Source organism: Coprobacter tertius (assembly GCF_024330105.1).
Lineage (GTDB): Bacteria > Bacteroidota > Bacteroidia > Bacteroidales > Coprobacteraceae > Coprobacter > Coprobacter tertius.
In genome coordinates this window covers 405,951-425,861 of record NZ_JANDHW010000001.1, presented here as the reverse complement: position 1 = coordinate 425,861, position 19,911 = coordinate 405,951, and the positions used below count along the sequence as shown (strand labels likewise).

14 protein-coding genes are annotated in these 19,911 nt (G+C 39.7%); 10 read left to right on the top strand and 4 right to left on the bottom strand.

The features are described from left to right. Window positions 1–33: 33 nt before the first annotated feature. On the bottom strand, window positions 34–3,279 hold the full coding sequence (locus NMU02_RS01600) for a UvrD-helicase domain-containing protein (RefSeq protein ID WP_255025368.1): 3,246 nt from the start codon (window positions 3,277–3,279) through the stop codon (window positions 34–36). Window positions 3,280–3,301: 22 nt separating this feature from the next. Beyond that, window positions 3,302–3,649: a translation initiation factor gene (locus NMU02_RS01595; RefSeq protein ID WP_255025367.1), complete on the bottom strand. Its 348-nt coding sequence runs from the start codon at window positions 3,647–3,649 to the stop codon at window positions 3,302–3,304. Window positions 3,650–3,801: 152 nt separating this feature from the next. Between NMU02_RS01595 and NMU02_RS01590 the strand changes: the two genes are divergently transcribed. From NMU02_RS01590 to mdh, 7 genes are all read left to right on the top strand, one after another. Continuing rightward, the gene (locus NMU02_RS01590) at window positions 3,802–4,452 is read left to right on the top strand and encodes a redox-sensing transcriptional repressor Rex (protein ID WP_255025366.1); all 651 of its coding nucleotides are present in this window, start codon (window positions 3,802–3,804) and stop codon (window positions 4,450–4,452) included. A 45-nt stretch (window positions 4,453–4,497) separates the two neighbouring features. Beyond that, entirely contained in the window at window positions 4,498–5,115 is a 618-nt protein-coding gene (locus tag NMU02_RS01585; RefSeq protein ID WP_255025365.1) for a fumarylacetoacetate hydrolase family protein, read from the top strand. 17 nt (window positions 5,116–5,132) lie between these two features. Then, window positions 5,133–8,582, top strand: a complete 3,450-nt coding sequence (gene porU, locus NMU02_RS01580) for a type IX secretion system sortase PorU (RefSeq protein WP_255025364.1) — start codon at window positions 5,133–5,135, stop codon at window positions 8,580–8,582. A 75-nt stretch (window positions 8,583–8,657) separates the two neighbouring features. Further along, window positions 8,658–9,869 carry a type IX secretion system outer membrane channel protein PorV gene (gene porV, locus NMU02_RS01575; RefSeq protein WP_255025363.1) on the top strand — a complete coding sequence of 404 codons (1,212 nt, stop codon included), beginning with the start codon at window positions 8,658–8,660 and terminating at the stop codon, window positions 9,867–9,869. A 17-nt stretch (window positions 9,870–9,886) separates the two neighbouring features. Beyond that, on the top strand, window positions 9,887–10,366 hold the full coding sequence (gene ispF, locus NMU02_RS01570; RefSeq protein WP_255025362.1) for a 2-C-methyl-D-erythritol 2,4-cyclodiphosphate synthase: 480 nt from the start codon (window positions 9,887–9,889) through the stop codon (window positions 10,364–10,366). A 27-nt stretch (window positions 10,367–10,393) separates the two neighbouring features. Continuing rightward, a complete protein-coding gene (locus NMU02_RS01565) occupies window positions 10,394–11,467 on the top strand; it encodes a TlpA disulfide reductase family protein (protein WP_255025361.1) in 1,074 nt (357 codons plus the stop codon). A gap of 601 nt (window positions 11,468–12,068) precedes the next feature. Beyond that, a complete protein-coding gene (gene mdh, locus NMU02_RS01560; protein WP_255025360.1) occupies window positions 12,069–13,010 on the top strand; it encodes a malate dehydrogenase in 942 nt (313 codons plus the stop codon). Window positions 13,011–13,100: 90 nt separating this feature from the next. Here the strand turns inward: mdh and priA are convergent, their stop codons facing one another. After that, window positions 13,101–15,563: a replication restart helicase PriA gene (gene priA, locus NMU02_RS01555; protein WP_255025359.1), complete on the bottom strand. Its 2,463-nt coding sequence runs from the start codon at window positions 15,561–15,563 to the stop codon at window positions 13,101–13,103. Between the two features lie 97 nt (window positions 15,564–15,660). After that, complete coding sequence (locus NMU02_RS01550; protein ID WP_255025358.1) at window positions 15,661–16,326, bottom strand: porin family protein; 666 nt, start codon at window positions 16,324–16,326, stop codon at window positions 15,661–15,663. Between the two features lie 300 nt (window positions 16,327–16,626). Between NMU02_RS01550 and NMU02_RS01545 the strand changes: the two genes are divergently transcribed. The 3 genes from NMU02_RS01545 (at window position 16,627) to NMU02_RS01535 (ending at window position 19,811) form a co-directional block, all read left to right on the top strand. Next, a complete protein-coding gene (locus NMU02_RS01545) occupies window positions 16,627–18,579 on the top strand; it encodes a sialate O-acetylesterase (protein WP_255025357.1) in 1,953 nt (650 codons plus the stop codon). Window positions 18,580–18,734: 155 nt separating this feature from the next. Further along, complete coding sequence (locus NMU02_RS01540; protein WP_255025356.1) at window positions 18,735–19,052, top strand: metal-sulfur cluster assembly factor; 318 nt, start codon at window positions 18,735–18,737, stop codon at window positions 19,050–19,052. Window positions 19,053–19,064: 12 nt separating this feature from the next. Next, complete coding sequence (locus NMU02_RS01535) at window positions 19,065–19,811, top strand: UDP-2,3-diacylglucosamine diphosphatase (RefSeq protein ID WP_255025355.1); 747 nt, start codon at window positions 19,065–19,067, stop codon at window positions 19,809–19,811. The last annotated feature ends 100 nt before the right edge of the window (window positions 19,812–19,911 follow it).

Below are 19,911 nucleotides of genomic sequence, written 5' to 3'. Positions count from 1 at the left end.
GCCGTGTAAAATTTTACACGGCGTTTCTTTTTATTATACTTGAATTATTTTATTCATTTCGACATACCAGATATATCCTCTTACTTCGGAGAAACCCATTCCACGTATTAACGATACATAACGAGAAACTTGTATCTTATAAGACTCACGCTCTACATTACCGAATTTATAATCAATCACATCGGTTTTACCATTATCGATTACTACCCGATCGGGACGATAAAAAATACCGTCAGAACGCAATATTTCTACTTCATTCAACACTTTCACATCAGGAGAAAACCAGGATACGACCTCAGGAGTTGAAATCCACGCCACAATTTTAGATTTTAGCATCCCAGCCTGTTCTTTTCCGATCTGCCCCGAAAGAATATATGGTACAAGAGCATCGTCCAAATCTGCGACATAACGTATCCTACTTAAAATCTCATGCATCAAAGTTCCGTAACTTCTCTCCTGTCGATCTCCAAAATATCCTTTCCCATATAAACGCAACTGTAAACGTTCCCTGAAATCGTACGATTTATAAACCGGCATTCCCATCTCCTCGATTTCAGTTTCTTTATCAGGTGCTGTCAGATGCGGTAATCCCAACTCATATCGTTTTGTTTCCGGATCGTATCCAGCCGTAAGATCGACACAGTCATGAACAGTTTCCTTATCGAAAGCACGTGTCACACACCGATAAAGCAATCCAGAAACAGAATTAATATTATTTTCATTTTTGGGTAAAGGGGTAAAAAGAAGGAGTTCTTCTTTTGCCCGTGTAAAAGCGACATACGCCAAATTGAGATTATCGATATACGACTGCATTTTTTCACGAAAATAATCTCCGGCATAAATTGTTTTTCCAAGCCGTGTATCATATCGTACCGGCACCAACGGTAACCGATTGAAAGGAGGTTTTCCGGGCCTGCACCACAATATATGAGTATGTTTTGAATCATTATCGATACTCCAGTCACAGAAGGGAATGAGAACAGCCTTGAACTCAAGACCTTTCGACTGATGAATCGTCATTATACGTATTGCATTCTGAGATTCGGGGGTCGATATCGTCTTTTTTTTACCCCATTCATCCCACCATTGCAAAAATGAGGCCAAATCGGCCGAATGTTTATCGATATAAGACAACATCATGTCCTGAAAAGCTTGTACATATACATCATCACCCTCTGTCCTGACCGGGCATTTACTGATAATTTTTTCACACAACTCGAAAAGAGGTAAAGAACGTATAGACGAAAGAGTTTCCTCCTCATCACAAAGAAAATCAAGTAGAGATTCTCCTGGAATAGCGGCAAAACAAGACACTAATGCCTCTGAAGACGTTACTCCGGGACGTGCTGCATTTAATTCATAAGCCGCTAATGCCTTATTTAAATCCGAATCGGGCATCTGCAAAAAACGCAGTACTCCGATAATCAGTTTCACGACAGGAGCATTCCCTAAATAAAGAGCTTCATCCGATATTATATCGTATCGATAACGAGGATCGGTATTTTCTGCTTTACATTGCAGCAATTTATCAGCTATCATCTGCCCCTCTTTCTTTACCCTTACCAGAAAAACAATATCTTTTAGCTGTATTCCCTGATCTTGTAAACTCATCAACCGAGTAGGAATAGCATCGAGAACTCTTTGTTTCCAAGGAATTTCATCGTCGTCGTTATCAATAAACTGCAATTCCACATGCCCATGATAATTTTTATTCACAGGAGAAATATGCTGGCATATATCTTCATAGGCATCGATTATTTTATGTCTATAACTTTTGTCTATACCGGCAGAAACAGCAACCTCCTCGATGCGCTCGTTCAAAGTATTCTGTAATATGACTGCCGATTGTGAAAATATCGAATTATTAAAATTGATTATTTCCGCAGAACTGCGCCAATTCGTATCCAGAAAATCATCGGTTCGCTGCCTTTCATCGAATGAACCGTTTAATCCTTCACTCAACAATTTCCAGTCGGAATTACGCCAACGATAAATACTCTGTTTTACATCACCGACAATTAAATTACTGTTTCCCCGATCGAGGCTATCTCTAAAAAGAGGCTCGAAATTCGCCCATTGCATATTAGAGGTATCCTGAAATTCATCGATCATCAAATTATCTATACGGGTTCCTATTTTTTCATAGACAAACGGCGTATCACTTCCGTCGATAATCCGATGCAATAATTCAGTCGTATCCGAAAGCAGCAACAAATTATGTTCCTGTTCATACTCCCGAACATGCCGGTCGATATCGCTCAGAATACCTAACGTATAAAAATAACGGGATGTTTCGATAGCAGTAAGATATTCGGGATACCAACCGAAACACTCTACGGCGTTCTGCACACATTGTATCAATCCATCATCAGCCGCATTTCTGATACAGGAAATAATTTCAGGATCGTCGTTACGGGTATACCATTCATCTACACTCTGAAGTAACTTCATAAATGTAGCAGTAGGTTCTTTAACGATACCGGCAGCCCATGATTCGAAGTGACGGAAAGGAGATGTATTTTTTCTCTTAAAATCGGTCGGCGACAAATTATTACGATGCATAACTTCAAGAGCAGAATCACCGACTTCTTTCAAAGTTTTCTCAAAAAGAGAACGTAACGCCGCCAATTCTTTCATATATTCTCTGAGCGCTTTCTTATCCTCCATGACAGCCCTCAGTTCGTCACCGTATCTTTTATAAGACTCTTTGAATATTTCTCCCGAAAGCGTTTCTATATCGCCTCTAATATTCCAACTCTCAGCATTCTCTACTTTTTCCTCCGAAAACCGTAACAACCATTGCAAAAGATCCCTGTTTCGGGCGTCATCCAGTTCGAACAGCATCCGATCTACAGCTTCTGATAAAATTCGATTATTATCCAGTTCGAGATTATATCCCCCTTGTAACCCTATCTCCCGGGTAAAAGCGCGGGTTGTCTGCTGAAAAAAACGATCGATCGTATCGATATTAAAAGAAGAATAATCATGCAAGAGAGAATATAAAACATCAGATGCTTTTTTCTGTAATTCTTCTGGAGATAAACCGGTTTCCGATAGTAAATCTCCAAAATATTCGGAATGTTCAGCATCATGAGCTAAAACGAAAAGCCGACTTACGATACGTCTTTTCATCTCGGCTGTCGCTTTATTAGTAAAGGTAACAGCCAAAATACGACGATATGCATCATCCGCCGGAGAAGCGAATAATAATTTTAAATATTCGAGTGCCAGCTTATAAGTTTTACCCGATCCTGCAGATGCCCTATAAATTTTCAGCATATCCGTCTTTTGAATAACTATCTCAAATTATACGAGCCCGATAATGTTCTTTTTGCAACCAAGCCAATACTTTAGTACGAAAATCACCCTGAATAAGTATTTCCCCCTCTTTACATGATCCCCCGACACCACAAGCTGTTTTTAATGATCGGGCCAAAGATTTAAGATCTTCTTCAGTACCGACAAAACCGGTAATCAGTGTAACCGATTTACCGTTACGATGCCTTTTATCGAGCTGAATACGAAGTTGCTGTCGCTCTGCAGGTAATGTATCGGGTTCTTCCGGTTCTTCCGACTCATATTTAAAATCGGGATTCGTAGAAAATACCACATTCAAGCGATCTTTCCAATCGTTATTCTTTTTTACCATATTCCATTTCTTAAACCTGTCGTGATACGCACAAGCAGGGTTATTCGTATATTTGTCCTCAAATTTAATACGGATTACGAATGTAACCAAACAAAAGGAAAAGATTAGAAAAAAATTCATACTTTTGTAAGTACACCGAAAATTGCATATCTATGGCCAGTGAAAATACTAAAGTAAGCATAAAATTACCTGAACCTTCACTAAGAAGGCTCCCTTGGTATCTCGCTTACGTTAAATTGTTGAAAGATAAAGGAGATGAATACGTATCTTCCACCCAAATATCGAAAGAAATCAACGTTGATGCTTCACAGATCGCCAAAGATCTTTCTTTTCTGAACATTTCGGGAAAAACACGCGTCGGATATGAAGTAAATTCACTGGTAGAAGTTCTCGAGGATTTTCTCGGATTTACCGATGTTCATAAAGCCTGTATATTCGGTGTAGGTAGTTTGGGTGCCGCACTTTTGCAAGATTCGGGATTGGCTCAATATGGGATGAATGTTATAGCCGGATTCGATGTAAAGAAAGAACTTGTGGGAACCCAGATTAACGGTATCCCGGTATATCATATTTCTGAATTCGAAAAAATGCAAAAAATTCTCGGTGTAAATATAGGAATACTTACCGTACCCGTCGAACGTGCACAGGAGGCCACAGAAAACATGATTGCCGGCGGAATAAAAGCGATTTGGAATTTTACTCCTTTTCGTATCAGAGTACCCAAGCATATCGTTGTGCAGAATACTTCTATTTACGCACATCTGGCCGTTATGTTCAACCGGCTGAATAATATGAAGAAATAATTTTATCACTCCATACAGAGGTTATTAACCGAATTATCTGGAAAAATGAAAATCATTGCTATCGGATGGAACTATCTCGATCACAATAAAGAGATGGATCGTACGTTATTACCTAAAGAGCCAGTTGTGTTCCTGAAACCAGAAACGGCCCTGTTAAAAGACGGAAAACCATTTTTTCTGCCTGATTTTTCAAATAGGATAGAATACGAAACCGAAATTGTCGTACACATATGCCGGTTGGGAAAAAATATCGCATCGAAATTTGCTCACCGGTATTACGACGAAGTTACGGTAGGTATCGATTTTACAGCAAGAGACCTGCAATCGCAATTGCGCAAAGAGGGCGCACCCTGGGAAATATCCAAAGGTTTCGATTCTTCTGCAGTAATCGGTAAATTCATTCCTTTAGCTCAGGCAGGAGACAATATTCGCAACATCCCTTTTTCGCTCTTATTAAACGGAGATAAAGTACAAGAAGGTAACAGTAGCGATATGCTTTTCTCGATAGACGATATTATCGCTTATGTGAGTAGGTTTTATACGTTAAAAATCGGTGATCTTATTTACACCGGAACACCGAGCGGTGTTAGACCGGTAAAGATAAACGATCATCTGCAGGGATATATAGGGGACAAAAAACTGCTCGATTTTTATGTAAAATGACATAATAAAATATCAAGATGCCCTACTTATCTTTTTCCGGTATTTATTTCGATTTGCGTACTGCTAAAACGGTACTCAAATTTATAATGTGCTTATGGGTATTTTTGTTTTATTCTCCGACAGGGAAAGCCGACAATAGCGATCGTTATACCAATGAATCGGTTCTCAATAGCGGAACATGGATAAAAGTAAAGATTTCTGAAAGCGGAATCTATCAGATATCATACACCGATCTGCAGAATTGGGGGTTCTCGCAACCCGAAAAAGTAAAAATATATGGTTATGGCGGAGCGATATTGCCTGAAGATTTTACGAAGCCTTATATCGACGACCTCCCCGAAATTCCGGTATACAGAGAAAATAATCGGATCCTATTTTATGCTCAAGGAACCGAAAAATGGACTTTCGGATCAAAAGGCTTTACTTTTACTAAAAACCCCTATTCGACAGCCGGATATTATTTTCTTACCCAAAATGATTCTCCCGAAATCCCGATAGAAACACAGCCGGCAAACGACGATGCCTCACTTTCAACCATAACGAGCTATATCGATTACGCTTTACATAAAAAAGAACTGATAAACATCAGCAAATCGGGGCGGAATTTTTACGGAGAAGATTTCAAATACAATGCACGCCAAACTTTCACATTCGATATACCGGGCATCGTACCAGATACCGATGTAGATATAACTGCCGTTTTTGTTGCAAAATCAAATAACAGCAGTATTGTCAGTATCGACCACAACGGCGTAAAACTTTCCGAAAAATCGATCAGAGGACAAACGTCGAACTCTGATATAACCTACGAAAACGGAGTTGCTGTTTCTTTAACATCCAAATTTAAAAGCAACCCAAACAGTCCCGATAATATAACCGTGACATTTACAGGATCGAACGCCAAAATGGCCCGGCTCGATTACATACTTTTAAACTTTCAACGCGAATTGAAACTATACGGTAATAGCGTTCTTTTCCATAAAACGAACATTTTTAATACAAAACAACGCTTTTCGGTAAATACAGGAAACGCAGACGATGTAAAAATCTGGGATGTGACGACTCCACATACTCCCATTTCTATCGAATGTGAAAAAACAGGAAATTACTACAACTTTTGCACAACACAACCTGAAACACGCGATTATATCGCATTCAGGACCTCCGGAACCTATCCTTCCCCGGAGTTTGTCGGAAAAGTTGCAAACCAGAATCTGCATGGTCTCGAACGTGCAGACCTCGTCATTCTCGTGCCGAACGAATTCAAAAACGAAGCCGAACGACTCGCCGAGTTTCATCGGCAACACGACAACCTGTCGGTATTAGTCGTTACCCCCCAACCTATATATAACGAATTTTCATCGGGAACACCCGACGCAACGGCGATACGCCGGTTTATGAAAATGTTTTACGACCGCGCCGGAGACAACGATTCATTGAAACCGCTGTACTTATTACTTTTCGGCGACGGCTCTTACGATAACCGTCACATTACAGAAGAATGGCAAAGTTACAATTATCCGTTTCTGCTGACTTACCAATCGGAAAATAGCCTCGATGAAAGGCAATCTTATGTCACCGACGATTATTTCGGATTTCTCGATGACTCCGAAGGCCGGGACGTTGCTGCCGATAAACTTGATCTCGGAATAGGACGTTTTCCTGTACGTACTTTGACTGAAGCGGCAAATGCAGTAGATAAAGTAATCTCATACGCAACCAATACCGATTACGGAACATGGAAAAACGACCTTTGTTTCGTCGCCGACGACGGAAACAATGGTGCACACATGGAACTCGCCGAAAATGCAATAAAAGAAATAGTAACCGACAATCCTGAATTTCTTTGCAATAAGATATACATCGATGCATACCAAAGGGTAGTAAGCAGTAACGGAGCTACTTATCCCGACGCGAAAAAGAAAATGATGGATATGCTGAACGACGGATTACTGCTCATAAATTATTCGGGGCACGGAAACACGACCAGTTGGACCGCAGAAAAAATGCTCGAAATGTCGGATATAAAATCGCTTTACCTGAAACGACTTCCTTTATTTATTACGGCAACCTGCGATTTCAGCAGATTCGATGACAAAGCAACCACTGGAGGTGAAGAAATTTTTTTAAATCCCAAAGGAGGGGGCATTGCTCTGTTTACCACAACCCGGGTAGTTTATACCAATGGTAACGATACGATAAATAAATATATGGCAGCCAACTTGTTCAGACACCGAAACGACGGTTCGAGATTTCGCCTGGGCGATATAATGAAAGAGGCGAAATGCATGTTTAAAAATAGAGACCGAAACAAATTAAACTTTGTATTATTAGGTGATCCGGCCTTGAAACTGACTTATCCAGAATACAAACTCGTAGTTACCGAAATAAACGGACAGCCTCTTACCGAAAACTCACAAGACGAGATACTACTAAAGGCACGTTCGACTGTTACTATAAAAGGAGAAGTGAGAAATTATTCGACAGGGAATAAACTTTCAGATTATAACGGAATCATCAGTCCCCGACTATTCGATTCGGAAGTAGAAATCATTACTCATGGAAATGCTGACGGCGGAACCCCTTTCACTTTTAAAGAACGTAGTAACCTGTTATTCACAGGAAACGATTCTATTAAAAACGGCGAATTCTTATTTACATTTAAAATGCCCCGGGAAATAAATTATTCAATGGAACCGGGATTATTGAATCTTTACAGCAATTCCTCCGACGGACGAGAAGCACAGGGTTCTTGTAATGCATTCCGTATCGGAGAATATGACGATTCGGCTGAAGAAGATTTCGAAGGCCCGGAAATCATCAATATGTATCTGAATACCGAAGGTATAAAAGACGGAGGTATTGTTAATGAGACACCCGTATTTTTTGCCGAAGTAAAAGATCCATCGGGTATAAATATATCGGGAATAGGAATAGGACACAACATGACACTGAAAATAGATAACCGGGAAGATTCCGAGTACATCCTGAACAATTACTTCAAACCTTCTACAGAAGTATACGGAAAAGGAAGCGTAATTTATCAAATGCCTGAACTTACCGCAGGCGACCATACTCTTCTGTTTAAAGTATGGGACATAGAGGGAAACTCCAATGAAGAAGAAATTTCATTTACGGTAAAACCGGGTTTGAAACCCAGAATTTTCGATTTGAAAACACAACAGAATCCCGTTCGCGACATCGCCCGATTCTATATCACGACCGATCGGCCGAATGCCAATATAGAACTTTCAATTACGATTTGTGATCTGATGGGAAGAAAAATCTGGTGGTACTCTGATAAAGGACGATCCGATCTTTGGACCGCACCGATAATAGAATGGGATCTTACCGACCTCAGTGGCCGAAGGGTTCCGCCCGGCATTTACATATACCGTGCAGTAATTTCTACCGATACGGAAAAAGAAGCTACCAAATCAAAAAAAATAGTCGTTCTCGGACAATAAAGCCGGTCAAAAATAGTTTAATTAGTTACTGGAATTATTAACTCTACCCGATTAGGGACTATCTGCTATAACAATATGAAAGATTTTAAAATACTGTTTTGTATTGCATGTTTCTTGTGTGCGGCCGTTTTCTCGATACAGGCCCAAAAAAATGAAACAGTAAACGACATGTTTAATCCCATTAATACCGGCGTAACATCTTTGGGGATAGCTCCTGATGCCCGAGGCGGTTCGATGGGAGACCTTGGTGTCGCAACCGATCCCGATGTAAATTCACAATTTTGGAACCCCGCAAAATATGCATTCGCTTACAGCCGTGCTGGTGTATCGCTATCATATACTCCCTGGTTACGAAAACTGGTTAACGATATTAACCTGGCTTATATGGCCGGATACTGGAAATTCGGAAGTCAGGATATACAAGCTTTAAGCGCCTCTTTGCGATATTTCTCACTTGGATCTATCCCTATTACCGATGCCGGTGGAAATATTCAGAATTCGATCAATCCTTATGAAATGGCAGTCGACTTGGGTTATTCCCGTAAATTATCGGAATCGTTCTCTATGGGGGTTACGTTCCGCTTTATTTATTCCGACCTGGGATATAATTATTCCGACGGTGTAACATCCGACTCAAAAGGAGCGGCCGCTTTTGCTGCCGACATTGCGGGTTATCAAACATTCTACCCGATCATAGGACGTAGCGAGTGCCAGTGGTCTTGGGGATTCAATATCTCGAATATAGGTTCGAAAGTTTCGTACGACGGAGGCAATAACAGTGCTTTTTTACCTACCAACCTGCGTTTGGGAACTTCTTTTCTCTTTCCGCTCGCCGACTATAACACCCTATCATTAAACTTCGACCTAAATAAATTACTGGTGCCTACTCAACCCCGTCTTTCCGACTATAACAACGACAGGGATGCTTATGAAGCAGCCAAAGAACGGTTCAGAAACATGTCGCCCATTACAGGTATATTTAAATCATTTTCAGACGCCCCCGGTGGCTTCAAAGAAGAATTACGCGAGATTAATTTTTCTATCGGAGCAGAATATTCCTATAATCAACAATTTTTCCTCCGCGCCGGATATTTTAATGAAAATAAATACAAAGGAAACCGTAAATATTTTACCTTTGGTGCAGGTTTTGCCCTAAATGTCTTTCGTCTCGACGCAGCTTATGTGATCGCTACGGCACAAACCAGCCCTCTCGACCAGACATTACGGTTCACCTTATCGTTCGATATGGACGGTATTAAGGACTTAGTGGGACGCCGCAAAAGATAAACCACGAAACAATAAGCATGAAAATTAAAGTAGGATTTGGATTCGATGTACACCGTTTAGTGCCGGAAAGAGAATTATGGCTGGGCGGAATACGTATCGAACATTCTACAGGATTAGCCGGACACTCCGACGCAGACGTACTTATACATGCATTATGCGATGCTTTATTAGGTGCTGCAAACCTACGCGACATAGGTTTTCATTTCCCCGATACAGCAGCTCAATTCAAAAACATAGATAGTAAAATACTCCTGCTGAAAACAGTTGATCTTATTCGTAAAGAAGGTTATGAAATCGGAAATGCCGATATCACCGTATGCGCCGAACAGCCCAAACTAAATCCACACATACCGGCTATGAAAGAAAAACTGGCAGAAGTGATGCATATTCAGGAAGAAGACATTTCTATTAAAGCCACCACTACCGAAAAACTCGGTTTTACCGGACGGGAAGAAGGAATCTCAGCATACGCAGTAGTATTACTCGAAAAAAAATAACAAAAATCAGATTAATTTATTCACGGTATGAAAAAAATACACATTTCATCTTTTGCACTTGCGGCAACATTATTTGCTGCATGTACCACTCAACCTACTTCTTACACGATAGAAGGGCAAACAGGAGATTCTCTCAACAATGGAGAAAAAGTATACTTAATCCGTATCAACGACGAATCGGTAACCGACAGTACGATAGTTACAAATGGTAAATTCACATTTACCGGAAGTATCGATACTGCAGCATTATATGCGATCGAAACCGGAAACGCTTTTGGAAATCTTATCCTCGAGAACGGAAAAATATCGATAAACTTAAAACAGCCAACCTCTCCTTCCGGGACTCCGTTAAATAATGAGTTTTCGCAATATATTCAAAAAATAGACAGCATCCATGCATACATTAAAAACGCATATGCTGAAATAAAAAAAATCGATGACAAGGCTGAAAAATCGAAACAGGAAACTCTGTTGAAGGAAGAAATGGGGAAAAAATTTGCCGATATTTCGAAACCTGTTTTTGAAAAACATAATAACGACGCTTTAGGGGCGTTCGTTTTGCTACAATGGGCAGGAGCTCTTGAAACTGAAAAAATAGATTCGTTATATTCCGCTTCAGGCGATATTATAAAACAATTTCCGCCGCTGGTAGAAATTATCGAAAATAACAAGATACTTGAAAATACAGCCGAGGGTAAAATGTTTGTAGACTTTACCGCTGAAAATCTAAAAGGCGAGAAATCTTCTTTATCCGACTACGTAGGAAAAGGGAAATATACATTGGTCGATTTCTGGGCATCGTGGTGCGGTCCGTGCCGGAGAGAAATACCCAATATCGCAGAAGTTTATAAAAAATACGGTAAAAAAGGCCTCGAAGTAGTCAGTGTAGCCGTATGGGAAAAACCCGAAGACAGCAAAAATGGAATTAAAGAGATGAAAATGAACTGGCCTCAGATTGTCAATGCCGGAAATAGCGGCAAAGATTTATACGGAATCAACGGTATTCCTCATATCATTCTTTTCGGACCCGACGGGAAAATCGTCGCCCGGAATTTAAGAGGCGCCCAAATAGAAGAAAAAGTAGCTTCAGTAATTAAATAATCGAAGAAGTAACGATTTAATAAAGAACCGGTTGAAAAAATTTTTCAACCGGTTCTTTATTATTTGTATATTCCAATCGGTTCAAACTTTCCGCAATCTTTTACCTACTGTTTATTTTAAATAGTGCGGTTCCCAAAAATCATCATTACCTTCCGTTTGTTTAAAATCAGTTATTCGTTATAACATTTAATTAACAATCTGCAGGTTACAGTTTTCAACATGTGTTGAAAACTTCAGTTATCACATATTACGATACAAAACTATACTCAATACACCGCTTTTCATCACATAAAGAAACTAAAATGCGACTGAAACAAGCATAAACAAACAGTTATCAACTAAAAGAGGGCTGTTTATAAACAATGCCTGTTGATATTCTTTTTCAAAAATTCAGATAACCATTTATATATCTGACACTTAAAGTTATTAACACCGGTGGATAAAAAAAGAAATTATAATTTAAAAAACATTTATGGATTGTTAAAGAGAGAAGCAAATATTTATCTAAATTTTAATACGGAAATTTTTCTGCAATTAGAATAAATCGTACCTTTGCGACAGTTAAAAAAGTTCTGTACAACAATAATTAAAAATACAAATTATGTCAAAAGTAACAGTCGTAGGTGCAGGTAACGTAGGAGCTACGTGCGCCAATGTAATGGCTTTTAAAGAAGTTGCCGATGAAATCGTTTTATTAGATATAAAACAAGGCGTATCGGAAGGTAAAGCACTGGATATGATGCAGACAGCCGCATTACTGGGTTTCGACTCGAAAGTAATAGGTGTTACTAACGATTATGCAAAAACAGCCGGATCGGATGTTGTCGTAATCACTTCTGGAATTCCCCGTAAACCCGGTATGACTCGTGAAGAACTCATCGGCGTAAATGCCGGTATCGTAAAATCGGTTGCAGAAAATGTACTGGCTCATTCCCCCAACGCCATTATCATTTGTGTCAGCAACCCGATGGATACAATGACCTACTTGATTAAAAAAGCGACTAACTTACCCAAAAACCGTATCATCGGAATGGGTGGCGCACTCGACAGCTCGCGTTTCAAATGCTACCTGAGTATGGCTCTCGATGCAAATCCCAACGAAGTAGAAGGCGTTGTAATCGGTGGTCACGGAGATACTACCATGATACCTCTTACTCGCTTCGCAACTTATAAAGGTATACCCGCTTCTCAGTTACTCGATACCGAAACTTTAAATAAAGTCGCTGCCGATACGATGGTTGGCGGTGCTACTCTTACCGGCTTATTGGGAACTTCTGCATGGTATGCTCCAGGAGCCGCCGCCGCGTATGTAGTAGAATCGATCATTCACGATCAGAAAAAACTAGTTCCTTGTAGCGTTTACCTCGAAGGAGAATACGGCGAATCGGACATTTGTATCGGAGTTCCCGTAATTTTAGGACGTACCGGTTGGGAAAAGATCGTCGATTTCAAACTTAATGAAGAAGAAAAAGCCGCTTTTGCAAAAAGTGCAACCGCTGTACACAAAACTAACAGCGTATTAAAAGAAATCAATGCTCTCTAAGATTAATAGAGCCTAAAAATACATACCCCCTCAATACATTTTGTTGTATAAGGGGGTATTTTTATATCCGATTATCATAAAAGATTTTATCTACATCGGATCTACATCGTAATATAAAATCAACGACCTGAATCGTTCATCATGTAGCATTTCATCCTGAGCAAGCAGCAAATATTCTCTTACTTTCGCCATAGATGCCCGTGTCTCAATTTTAAGAACAATTTTGCGAATATATAAAGTTTGTATACGGGCGACTGGAGGATTATCAGGGCCTAATATCCGATTTCCGAAAAGCTTTCTCAACCGGTCGGCATAAGCACGGGAAAGCGAATCAAGCAAATTTTCATCCCGATGTTTCAGATAAATATATACCAATCTGAAAAAAGGAGGATAAGAAAATTGTTCCCTTTCAGCAATCTGTGTAAAATACATTCCCTCATAATCATGATTCAATACCTGCTTTATCAACGGATGATCGGGTTGAGCCGTTTGCAAAATTACCGTTCCTTTTCGGCCCTTTCTGCCAGAACGACCAGCTACCTGAGCCATCAACTGAAAAGCGCGCTCGTGAGCTCTAAAATCCGGAAAATTCATCATCGTATCGGCACTCAATATTCCGACAACACTCACATTATCGAAATCCAACCCCTTCGTTACCATTTGAGTGCCAATAAGTATTTGAGTCTTTTTCTGTTCGAAATCCTCAATTATCTGTTCATAAGCTTTTCGGGTACGAGTCGTATCCAGATCCATTCTGGCCACCTTATATTCCGGAAAACATTGCTCAACATCTTCTTCTATGCGCTCTGTCCCGAATCCTCTTACTTCGATCGAAGTATGACCGCAGGCAGGACACTGACGGGGTAATTCGTAGGTATACCCGCAATAATGGCAAGTAAGCTGATGATACCGTTTATGATAAGTCATGCTTACATCGCAATTTTTACATTTAGGCACCCAAGCGCACAACTTACACTCGACCATCGGTGCAAAACCTCTTCTGTTCTGAAACAAAATTACCTGTTCTCCTTGTCTCAGCGCATCCGAAGCAGTTTTCAATAATAAAGGGGAAAAATTACCGGGCATTTGCTTCTTACGTCGTAATTCCTGCGTATCGGCAACCTGTATCTCAGGCAAATCTTTTTCTTCATACCGTATTTTCAACTCTACCAACCCGTATTTTCCCTGACGGGCATTATAGTATGTTTCGATAGAAGGTGTCGCTGTACCTAAAAGAGTTTTCGCACCATGCATAGAAGCCAACACGATCGCCGCATTACGAGCATGGTATCGAGGAGAAGGATCCTGCTGCTTATAAGTATTTTCATGCTCTTCATCTACAATTACCAAACCTAAATCCTTAAAGGGTAAAAATACCGAGGAACGCACTCCTAAAATCACTTTTACACCTTTATCCCGCAAAAGATTATTCCATATCTCCACTCGTTCGTTATCCGAAAATTTAGAATGGTATATTGCTAAAGCATTCCCGAATACCCGTTGCAACCGGCTCGTTAATTGTGTCGTTAAAGCGATTTCGGGAACCAAATACAAAACTTGTCTTCCTTTTTTTACGACTTCCTCGATAAGATGTATATAAATTTCTGTTTTTCCGCTCGAAGTAACACCATGCAACAAAGTAACGTCTTTTTCCGAAAATGAAGTGATTATGGCATTAAACGCTTGCCGTTGTGCTTCGTTTAGCGGATATGAACCCAGAACAGGATCGGAAAACGTAAAACGACTTACCTCACGGGTATACGAAACAAAGATTCCTTTATCCTGCAATGCCGAAAGAACAGCCGGTGAAACTTCGGCTCTTTTCAATAAAGCTTTTCGGGGCACTTCTTTTAATTCTCCCGGTCTTATAAATCCAGACATATCAAGGTATGCCATCAATAATTTCAGCTGTTTTTTGGCAGCAGAAAGCTTTTCGAAAATTTCTTTTAATTCTTCCTTTCTTTCCCGACCGAAAGATAATTTGACAAAATTCTCGGTTCGTGGACGATAGCCGTCTTTCAGCTTTTCCGAGACATAAATTGCTTCTTTATCGAGCAAAGAACGAATTACCGGTAATATATTTCGAAGACCGGTTTCCTTTTCAAGATCCTGTACCGATATTTTTTCATAATTAGACAATCCATCGAGCAGTATCCGTTCCCGTTCTTTCAATCGATTGTCTTCATCCTCGATATAATCGGGATTAGGGCTTACAACCGTTTCACTTTCTAATTTAAGCCCGGAGGGCAATGCAGCTTTATATACATCACCGATAGCGCATAAATAATATTCCGCGATCCACTCCCAGAATTTCAATTGAGGACGACGTAAAACCGGCGTATCGTCTAACAAAGTGAGAATCTCCTTCGTCTCATAATCTGCCGGCGGATACGGATGCACAAACGCTACAATCGCCGTATAATATTTTTTTCTTCCGAAAGGTACGATTACCCGGCTTCCTGCCTGCAAACGGGTTTCCATATCTTCGGGAATACGATAAGTATAATACTTGCGCAAAGGAAGAGGAAGTATGACATCGGCAAATCGAGACATATATCGAAATTTAGAATACAAATATACAAAAAGAACGTGGTATATCTGTTTATAAAGGGATATACCACGTATTATCTTATACTATAAAGGTTTCAGATCAGAATAGATAAGCTGCCGTAATCGTCCAATACCGATTTTTTGCCGTTACCTTAAAATTTTCTTCTTTAATTTTTATCGCATTATTCAATCCCCAGCCATATTGTGCCTGTACCTGTATCTTGCTGAAAAGCTCAAGACCTGCACCCAAATTAATAGCCACATCGAATTTGCGGTTCGAAAGCGCATTATCGAGTTCTTTAGCGATATTTTCATCTCCCACAAGGCGATTGACACTCAATTTATTTCCTACCAAAAACGAGAAACTCGGACCGGCAAAAATATAGGGTTTTATTATGGGTAATCCGATCTTATATTTCAAATTTACAGGAATTTCGATATAATCGAGTTTCTTTGTACTCTGTATAGCATCCGCTTCAAGCGCATTACCGATATTTCCAGCATTATCTCCAGTCGCTATAAATTTAGCTCCTTTACGGGTATACATAACCGCACCGTCGATACCCAGGTTAAATACCGGCAACATAAATTCGGCCATAAGACCTCCGGTAAAACTGCCTATGTTAGACGATTTAAAAACATCTTTATTGAAAGACATATCAGAAACATTCGCACCCAGTCTTACACCGAATCTTAGCTGAGATTGCGCAGGAACTGCCATCAGCAGGCATAATGCAACAATAATAAATGAAGTCAGTTTTTTCATAATTCTTTCTTTTATCAATGGAATATTTTTTATATTCCGATGTTATTTTGGTTAATAATATCTACGCAAATATATCATTTAAAAATAAATAACACAAATCTCTACTTTAATGTCCACCCAAGCCCGTTCTTTAATACTTAACGACTCGCATTCTTTGTCTGTAGATAAATTTTCCCTGACTACCGACTCAATAAAATAACAAAAATATCCGTCCTCCGGTTTTCAGTAAAAAAATAAATTATTAATTTAGCTTTCTGAATTCATCTGAATAAAAAATCAATCTAATCCATTACTAATACCATGAAAATAAAACTCACAGTCTTAATTTTCTTATTAACATTTGCCATATCACCCTTAATTAATGCCCAAATAAAGCTACCCGGCATTTTCAGCAATAATATGGTTATGCAACGCAACTCTCCAGTTAAGATATGGGGAACAGCCGATAAAAAAGAACCGGTTGAAATTACGTTTAAAGGAGAAAAATACAAAACACGAGCGAATTCAAAAGGCGAATGGCAGGTAACCCTTCCGGCAATGTCTCACGGAGGTCCGTTCACCTTGGAAATAAAAGGTAAAAAAAATACGATTACTTTACAGAATATCATGATCGGCGACATATGGTTATGCAGTGGCCAATCGAATATGGAATGGCCCGTAAGTTTTGCCCTGAATGGAAAAGAAGAAATAAAGAGTGCCGACTATCCCAATATTCGATTATATAATGTTCCACAGAAAATGGAAATTGTTCCCATGAACAACATAAATGCAAAATGGGAACCATGTTCTCCCGAAACCGCAGGTAATTTCTCGGCCGTAGCCTATTTTTTTGCCCGGGATATTTACCGTGAAACCGGCATTCCTTTAGGAGTTATAAATTCTTCCTGGGGAGGTACGATCATTGAAACCTGGATAAGCTCCGATGCTTATGCTCAAGTGCCGGAAAATAAAAAAAGGGATTTCGATTCCCAACAGATTAAAGACGTTATGGATTTTAACAAAGCGGGAAAAGGAGGAATTAAAGAATACCAGAATTCGGTCCTCGCAGACAAAGGTCTTACCGAAAAATGGTATAACAATAATACCGCGACCTCTGCTTGGGATGAAATGCAGATTCCGGGTGAATGGAGTAATACGCCTCTTGCCGGTACCGACGGTGTCGTTTGGTTCAGTTACGATATTATTTTACCAAAGGATATGGCCGGCAAACAGGCACGGCTTTCACTCGGGAAAATAGACGATAATGACGTTACATGGGTAAATTCGACCGAAATAGGACAGACTAACGGATGCAATACCGATCGTATTTATACCATTCCGGCAGAAGTACTTAAACCGGGGAAAAACAATATAACCGTCAGAATTACCGATGAAACAAGTTATGGCGGATTTACAAGCGAGCCACAACAATTGTATATTAAAACGGGAGATAACGAAAAAGTATCCCTCGCAGGGACATGGAAGTATAGAACCGCCCTCACTAATAAAGAATTTTATAAAGCCAGCATCGGCCCCAATTCTATGCCTTCAATACTGTATAATGCAATGATAAATCCTTTTATCGGTTTCCCGATAAAAGGGGTTATCTGGTATCAGGGTGAATCGAATGCCGACAATGCTCATGCCTACCGGACTTTATTCCCGAGCCTCATACAAAACTGGCGTAAAAAATGGGGATATGACTTTCCCTTCTATTGGGTTCAACTCGCTAACTTCATGGCTAAAGACATAGAACCTTCCGAAAGCCAATGGGCGGAAGTACGCGAAGCTCAATCCATGACTCTCTCAACTCCCCATACCGGACAAGCCGTTATAATAGATATAGGCGAAGCCGGTGATATACATCCTAAAAATAAACAGGAAGTAGGGAGACGTTTAGCCCTGATCGCTTTAAATAAAGATTACGGAAAAACAGATATCCATTATACAGGCCCGACTTTTTCTTCGATGGAGAAAAAAGGGAATAAAATAATCGTTACCTTCGATACTCAAGATTCGCAACTCGTGATAAAAAATAAATACGGATACATCGAAGGCTTTGCCATCGCAGGTAAAGATCAAAAATTCGTTTGGGCAAAAGCAACCCTTAAAAACGGAAAAGTAATTGTCTGGAGTGATGATGTCATCGATCCTGTTGCTGTTCGATACGGTTGGGGAAATAACCCCGATATCAACCTTTTCGATACAGAAGGGCTTCCCGCCGTTCCGTTTAGGACCGACCAGTGGAAAGGAATAACCGAATCTGCAAATTAATTTAAGATTTACAATTACTGAAATTTTAAAACTGCAAGAATATAACCGTGAAGTAAAATACCGGAATGAATTTTACTTCACGGTTATACTTTTTCGATACTCTCTTCTATCTTTTTCCAATAAAAAAAGTATCTTCGTTTAGAAAATATACTTTTATGGAAACAACCGAATTGACAATAGAAGAAAAAATAGTAAAAATGCTTCGCACCGTTTACGATCCCGAAATACCCGTAAACGTTTACGATTTGGGGCTTATCTATAATGTAAATGTCGATGAAGAAAAAAATGTTACGATAGACATGACTCTTACTGCACCCAATTGCCCCGCTGCCGATTTTATCATAGAAGATGTAAGGATGAAGGTCGAAAGTATAGATGAAGTAAAAAACGTCGATATAAAACTTGTTTTCGAACCCCAATGGGACAAAGATATGATGAGTGAAGAAGCAAAACTGGAACTCGGATTTCTCTAAAACTTTTCCCACATGAAAAATATTTATTTCATTTCGGATCTGCATTTGGGAGCCCGTACTTTCAAAAATCCTCGGGAAAACGAAAAGAGAGTCGTACGATTTCTCGATTCGATTAAAGAAAACGCTCGTGCAATATATCTCATGGGAGATATCCTCGATTACTGGTATGAATATAAAACCGTCGTTCCCAGAGGATTTACCCGTTTCTTCGGGAAAATAGCCGAGCTTACCGATCGTGGAATCGAGATTCACTGGTTTATCGGCAATCATGATATCTGGATATTCGATTATCTACCTTCCGAACTCGGGGTCATCGTACATAAAACACCCAAAATCGTCATCATCGAAGGGAAACAGTTTTTTCTTGCTCATGGCGACGGATTGGGAGAAACATCGCGGTCTTTCCGCTTGATACGCTCGATTTTTCACAACCGGATTTGTCAAAAATTATTTTCTGCTATACATCCCAGATGGACAGTATCTTTCGCCCATCGATGGTCATCACACAGTCGCCTTACAGCTTCCGACGATCACGAGTATAACGGAGAAAATGACGAATATCTCGTAAATTTTGCGAAACAATACCTATCGAAAGACAGTAGCATAAATTTCTTTATCTTCGGACACCGTCATATCATGCTCGATCTTATGTTGAGTCGTACCAGCCGAATTCTTATTCTGGGCGATTGGATACATCATTACTCTTATGCTGTCTTCGATGGTGAGAATATGATTTTATGTCAGTTTGAAAATTTGTAAAAGCCAAAAAAATAAAATTAATTATTTTTTCTTTAATAGAAATCTCCCAGATAGATATACTTTCTTAAATTTGCAACGCAAAAATAAAAATTTAAAGATG

Bases quoted from the DNA above. Each gene is read 5' to 3' on its own strand.
- NMU02_RS01590 (WP_255025366.1), top strand. From the start codon at position 3,802: ATGGCCAGTGAAAATACTAAAGTAAGCATAAAATTACCTGAACCTTCA.
- priA (WP_255025359.1), bottom strand. From the start codon at position 15,563: ATGTCTCGATTTGCCGATGTCATACTTCCTCTTCCTTTGCGCAAGTAT.
- NMU02_RS01535 (WP_255025355.1), top strand. From the start codon at position 19,065: ATGAAAAATATTTATTTCATTTCGGATCTGCATTTGGGAGCCCGTACT.
- NMU02_RS01565 (WP_255025361.1), top strand. From the start codon at position 10,394: ATGAAAAAAATACACATTTCATCTTTTGCACTTGCGGCAACATTATTT.
- porV (WP_255025363.1), top strand. From the start codon at position 8,658: ATGAAAGATTTTAAAATACTGTTTTGTATTGCATGTTTCTTGTGTGCG.
- NMU02_RS01595 (WP_255025367.1), bottom strand. From the start codon at position 3,649: ATGGTAAAAAAGAATAACGATTGGAAAGATCGCTTGAATGTGGTATTT.
- NMU02_RS01540 (WP_255025356.1), top strand. From the start codon at position 18,735: ATGGAAACAACCGAATTGACAATAGAAGAAAAAATAGTAAAAATGCTT.
- porU (WP_255025364.1), top strand. From the start codon at position 5,133: ATGCCCTACTTATCTTTTTCCGGTATTTATTTCGATTTGCGTACTGCT.
- ispF (WP_255025362.1), top strand. From the start codon at position 9,887: ATGAAAATTAAAGTAGGATTTGGATTCGATGTACACCGTTTAGTGCCG.
- NMU02_RS01585 (WP_255025365.1), top strand. From the start codon at position 4,498: ATGAAAATCATTGCTATCGGATGGAACTATCTCGATCACAATAAAGAG.
- NMU02_RS01600 (WP_255025368.1), bottom strand. From the start codon at position 3,279: ATGCTGAAAATTTATAGGGCATCTGCAGGATCGGGTAAAACTTATAAG.
- NMU02_RS01550 (WP_255025358.1), bottom strand. From the start codon at position 16,326: ATGAAAAAACTGACTTCATTTATTATTGTTGCATTATGCCTGCTGATG.
- mdh (WP_255025360.1), top strand. From the start codon at position 12,069: ATGTCAAAAGTAACAGTCGTAGGTGCAGGTAACGTAGGAGCTACGTGC.
- NMU02_RS01545 (WP_255025357.1), top strand. From the start codon at position 16,627: ATGAAAATAAAACTCACAGTCTTAATTTTCTTATTAACATTTGCCATA.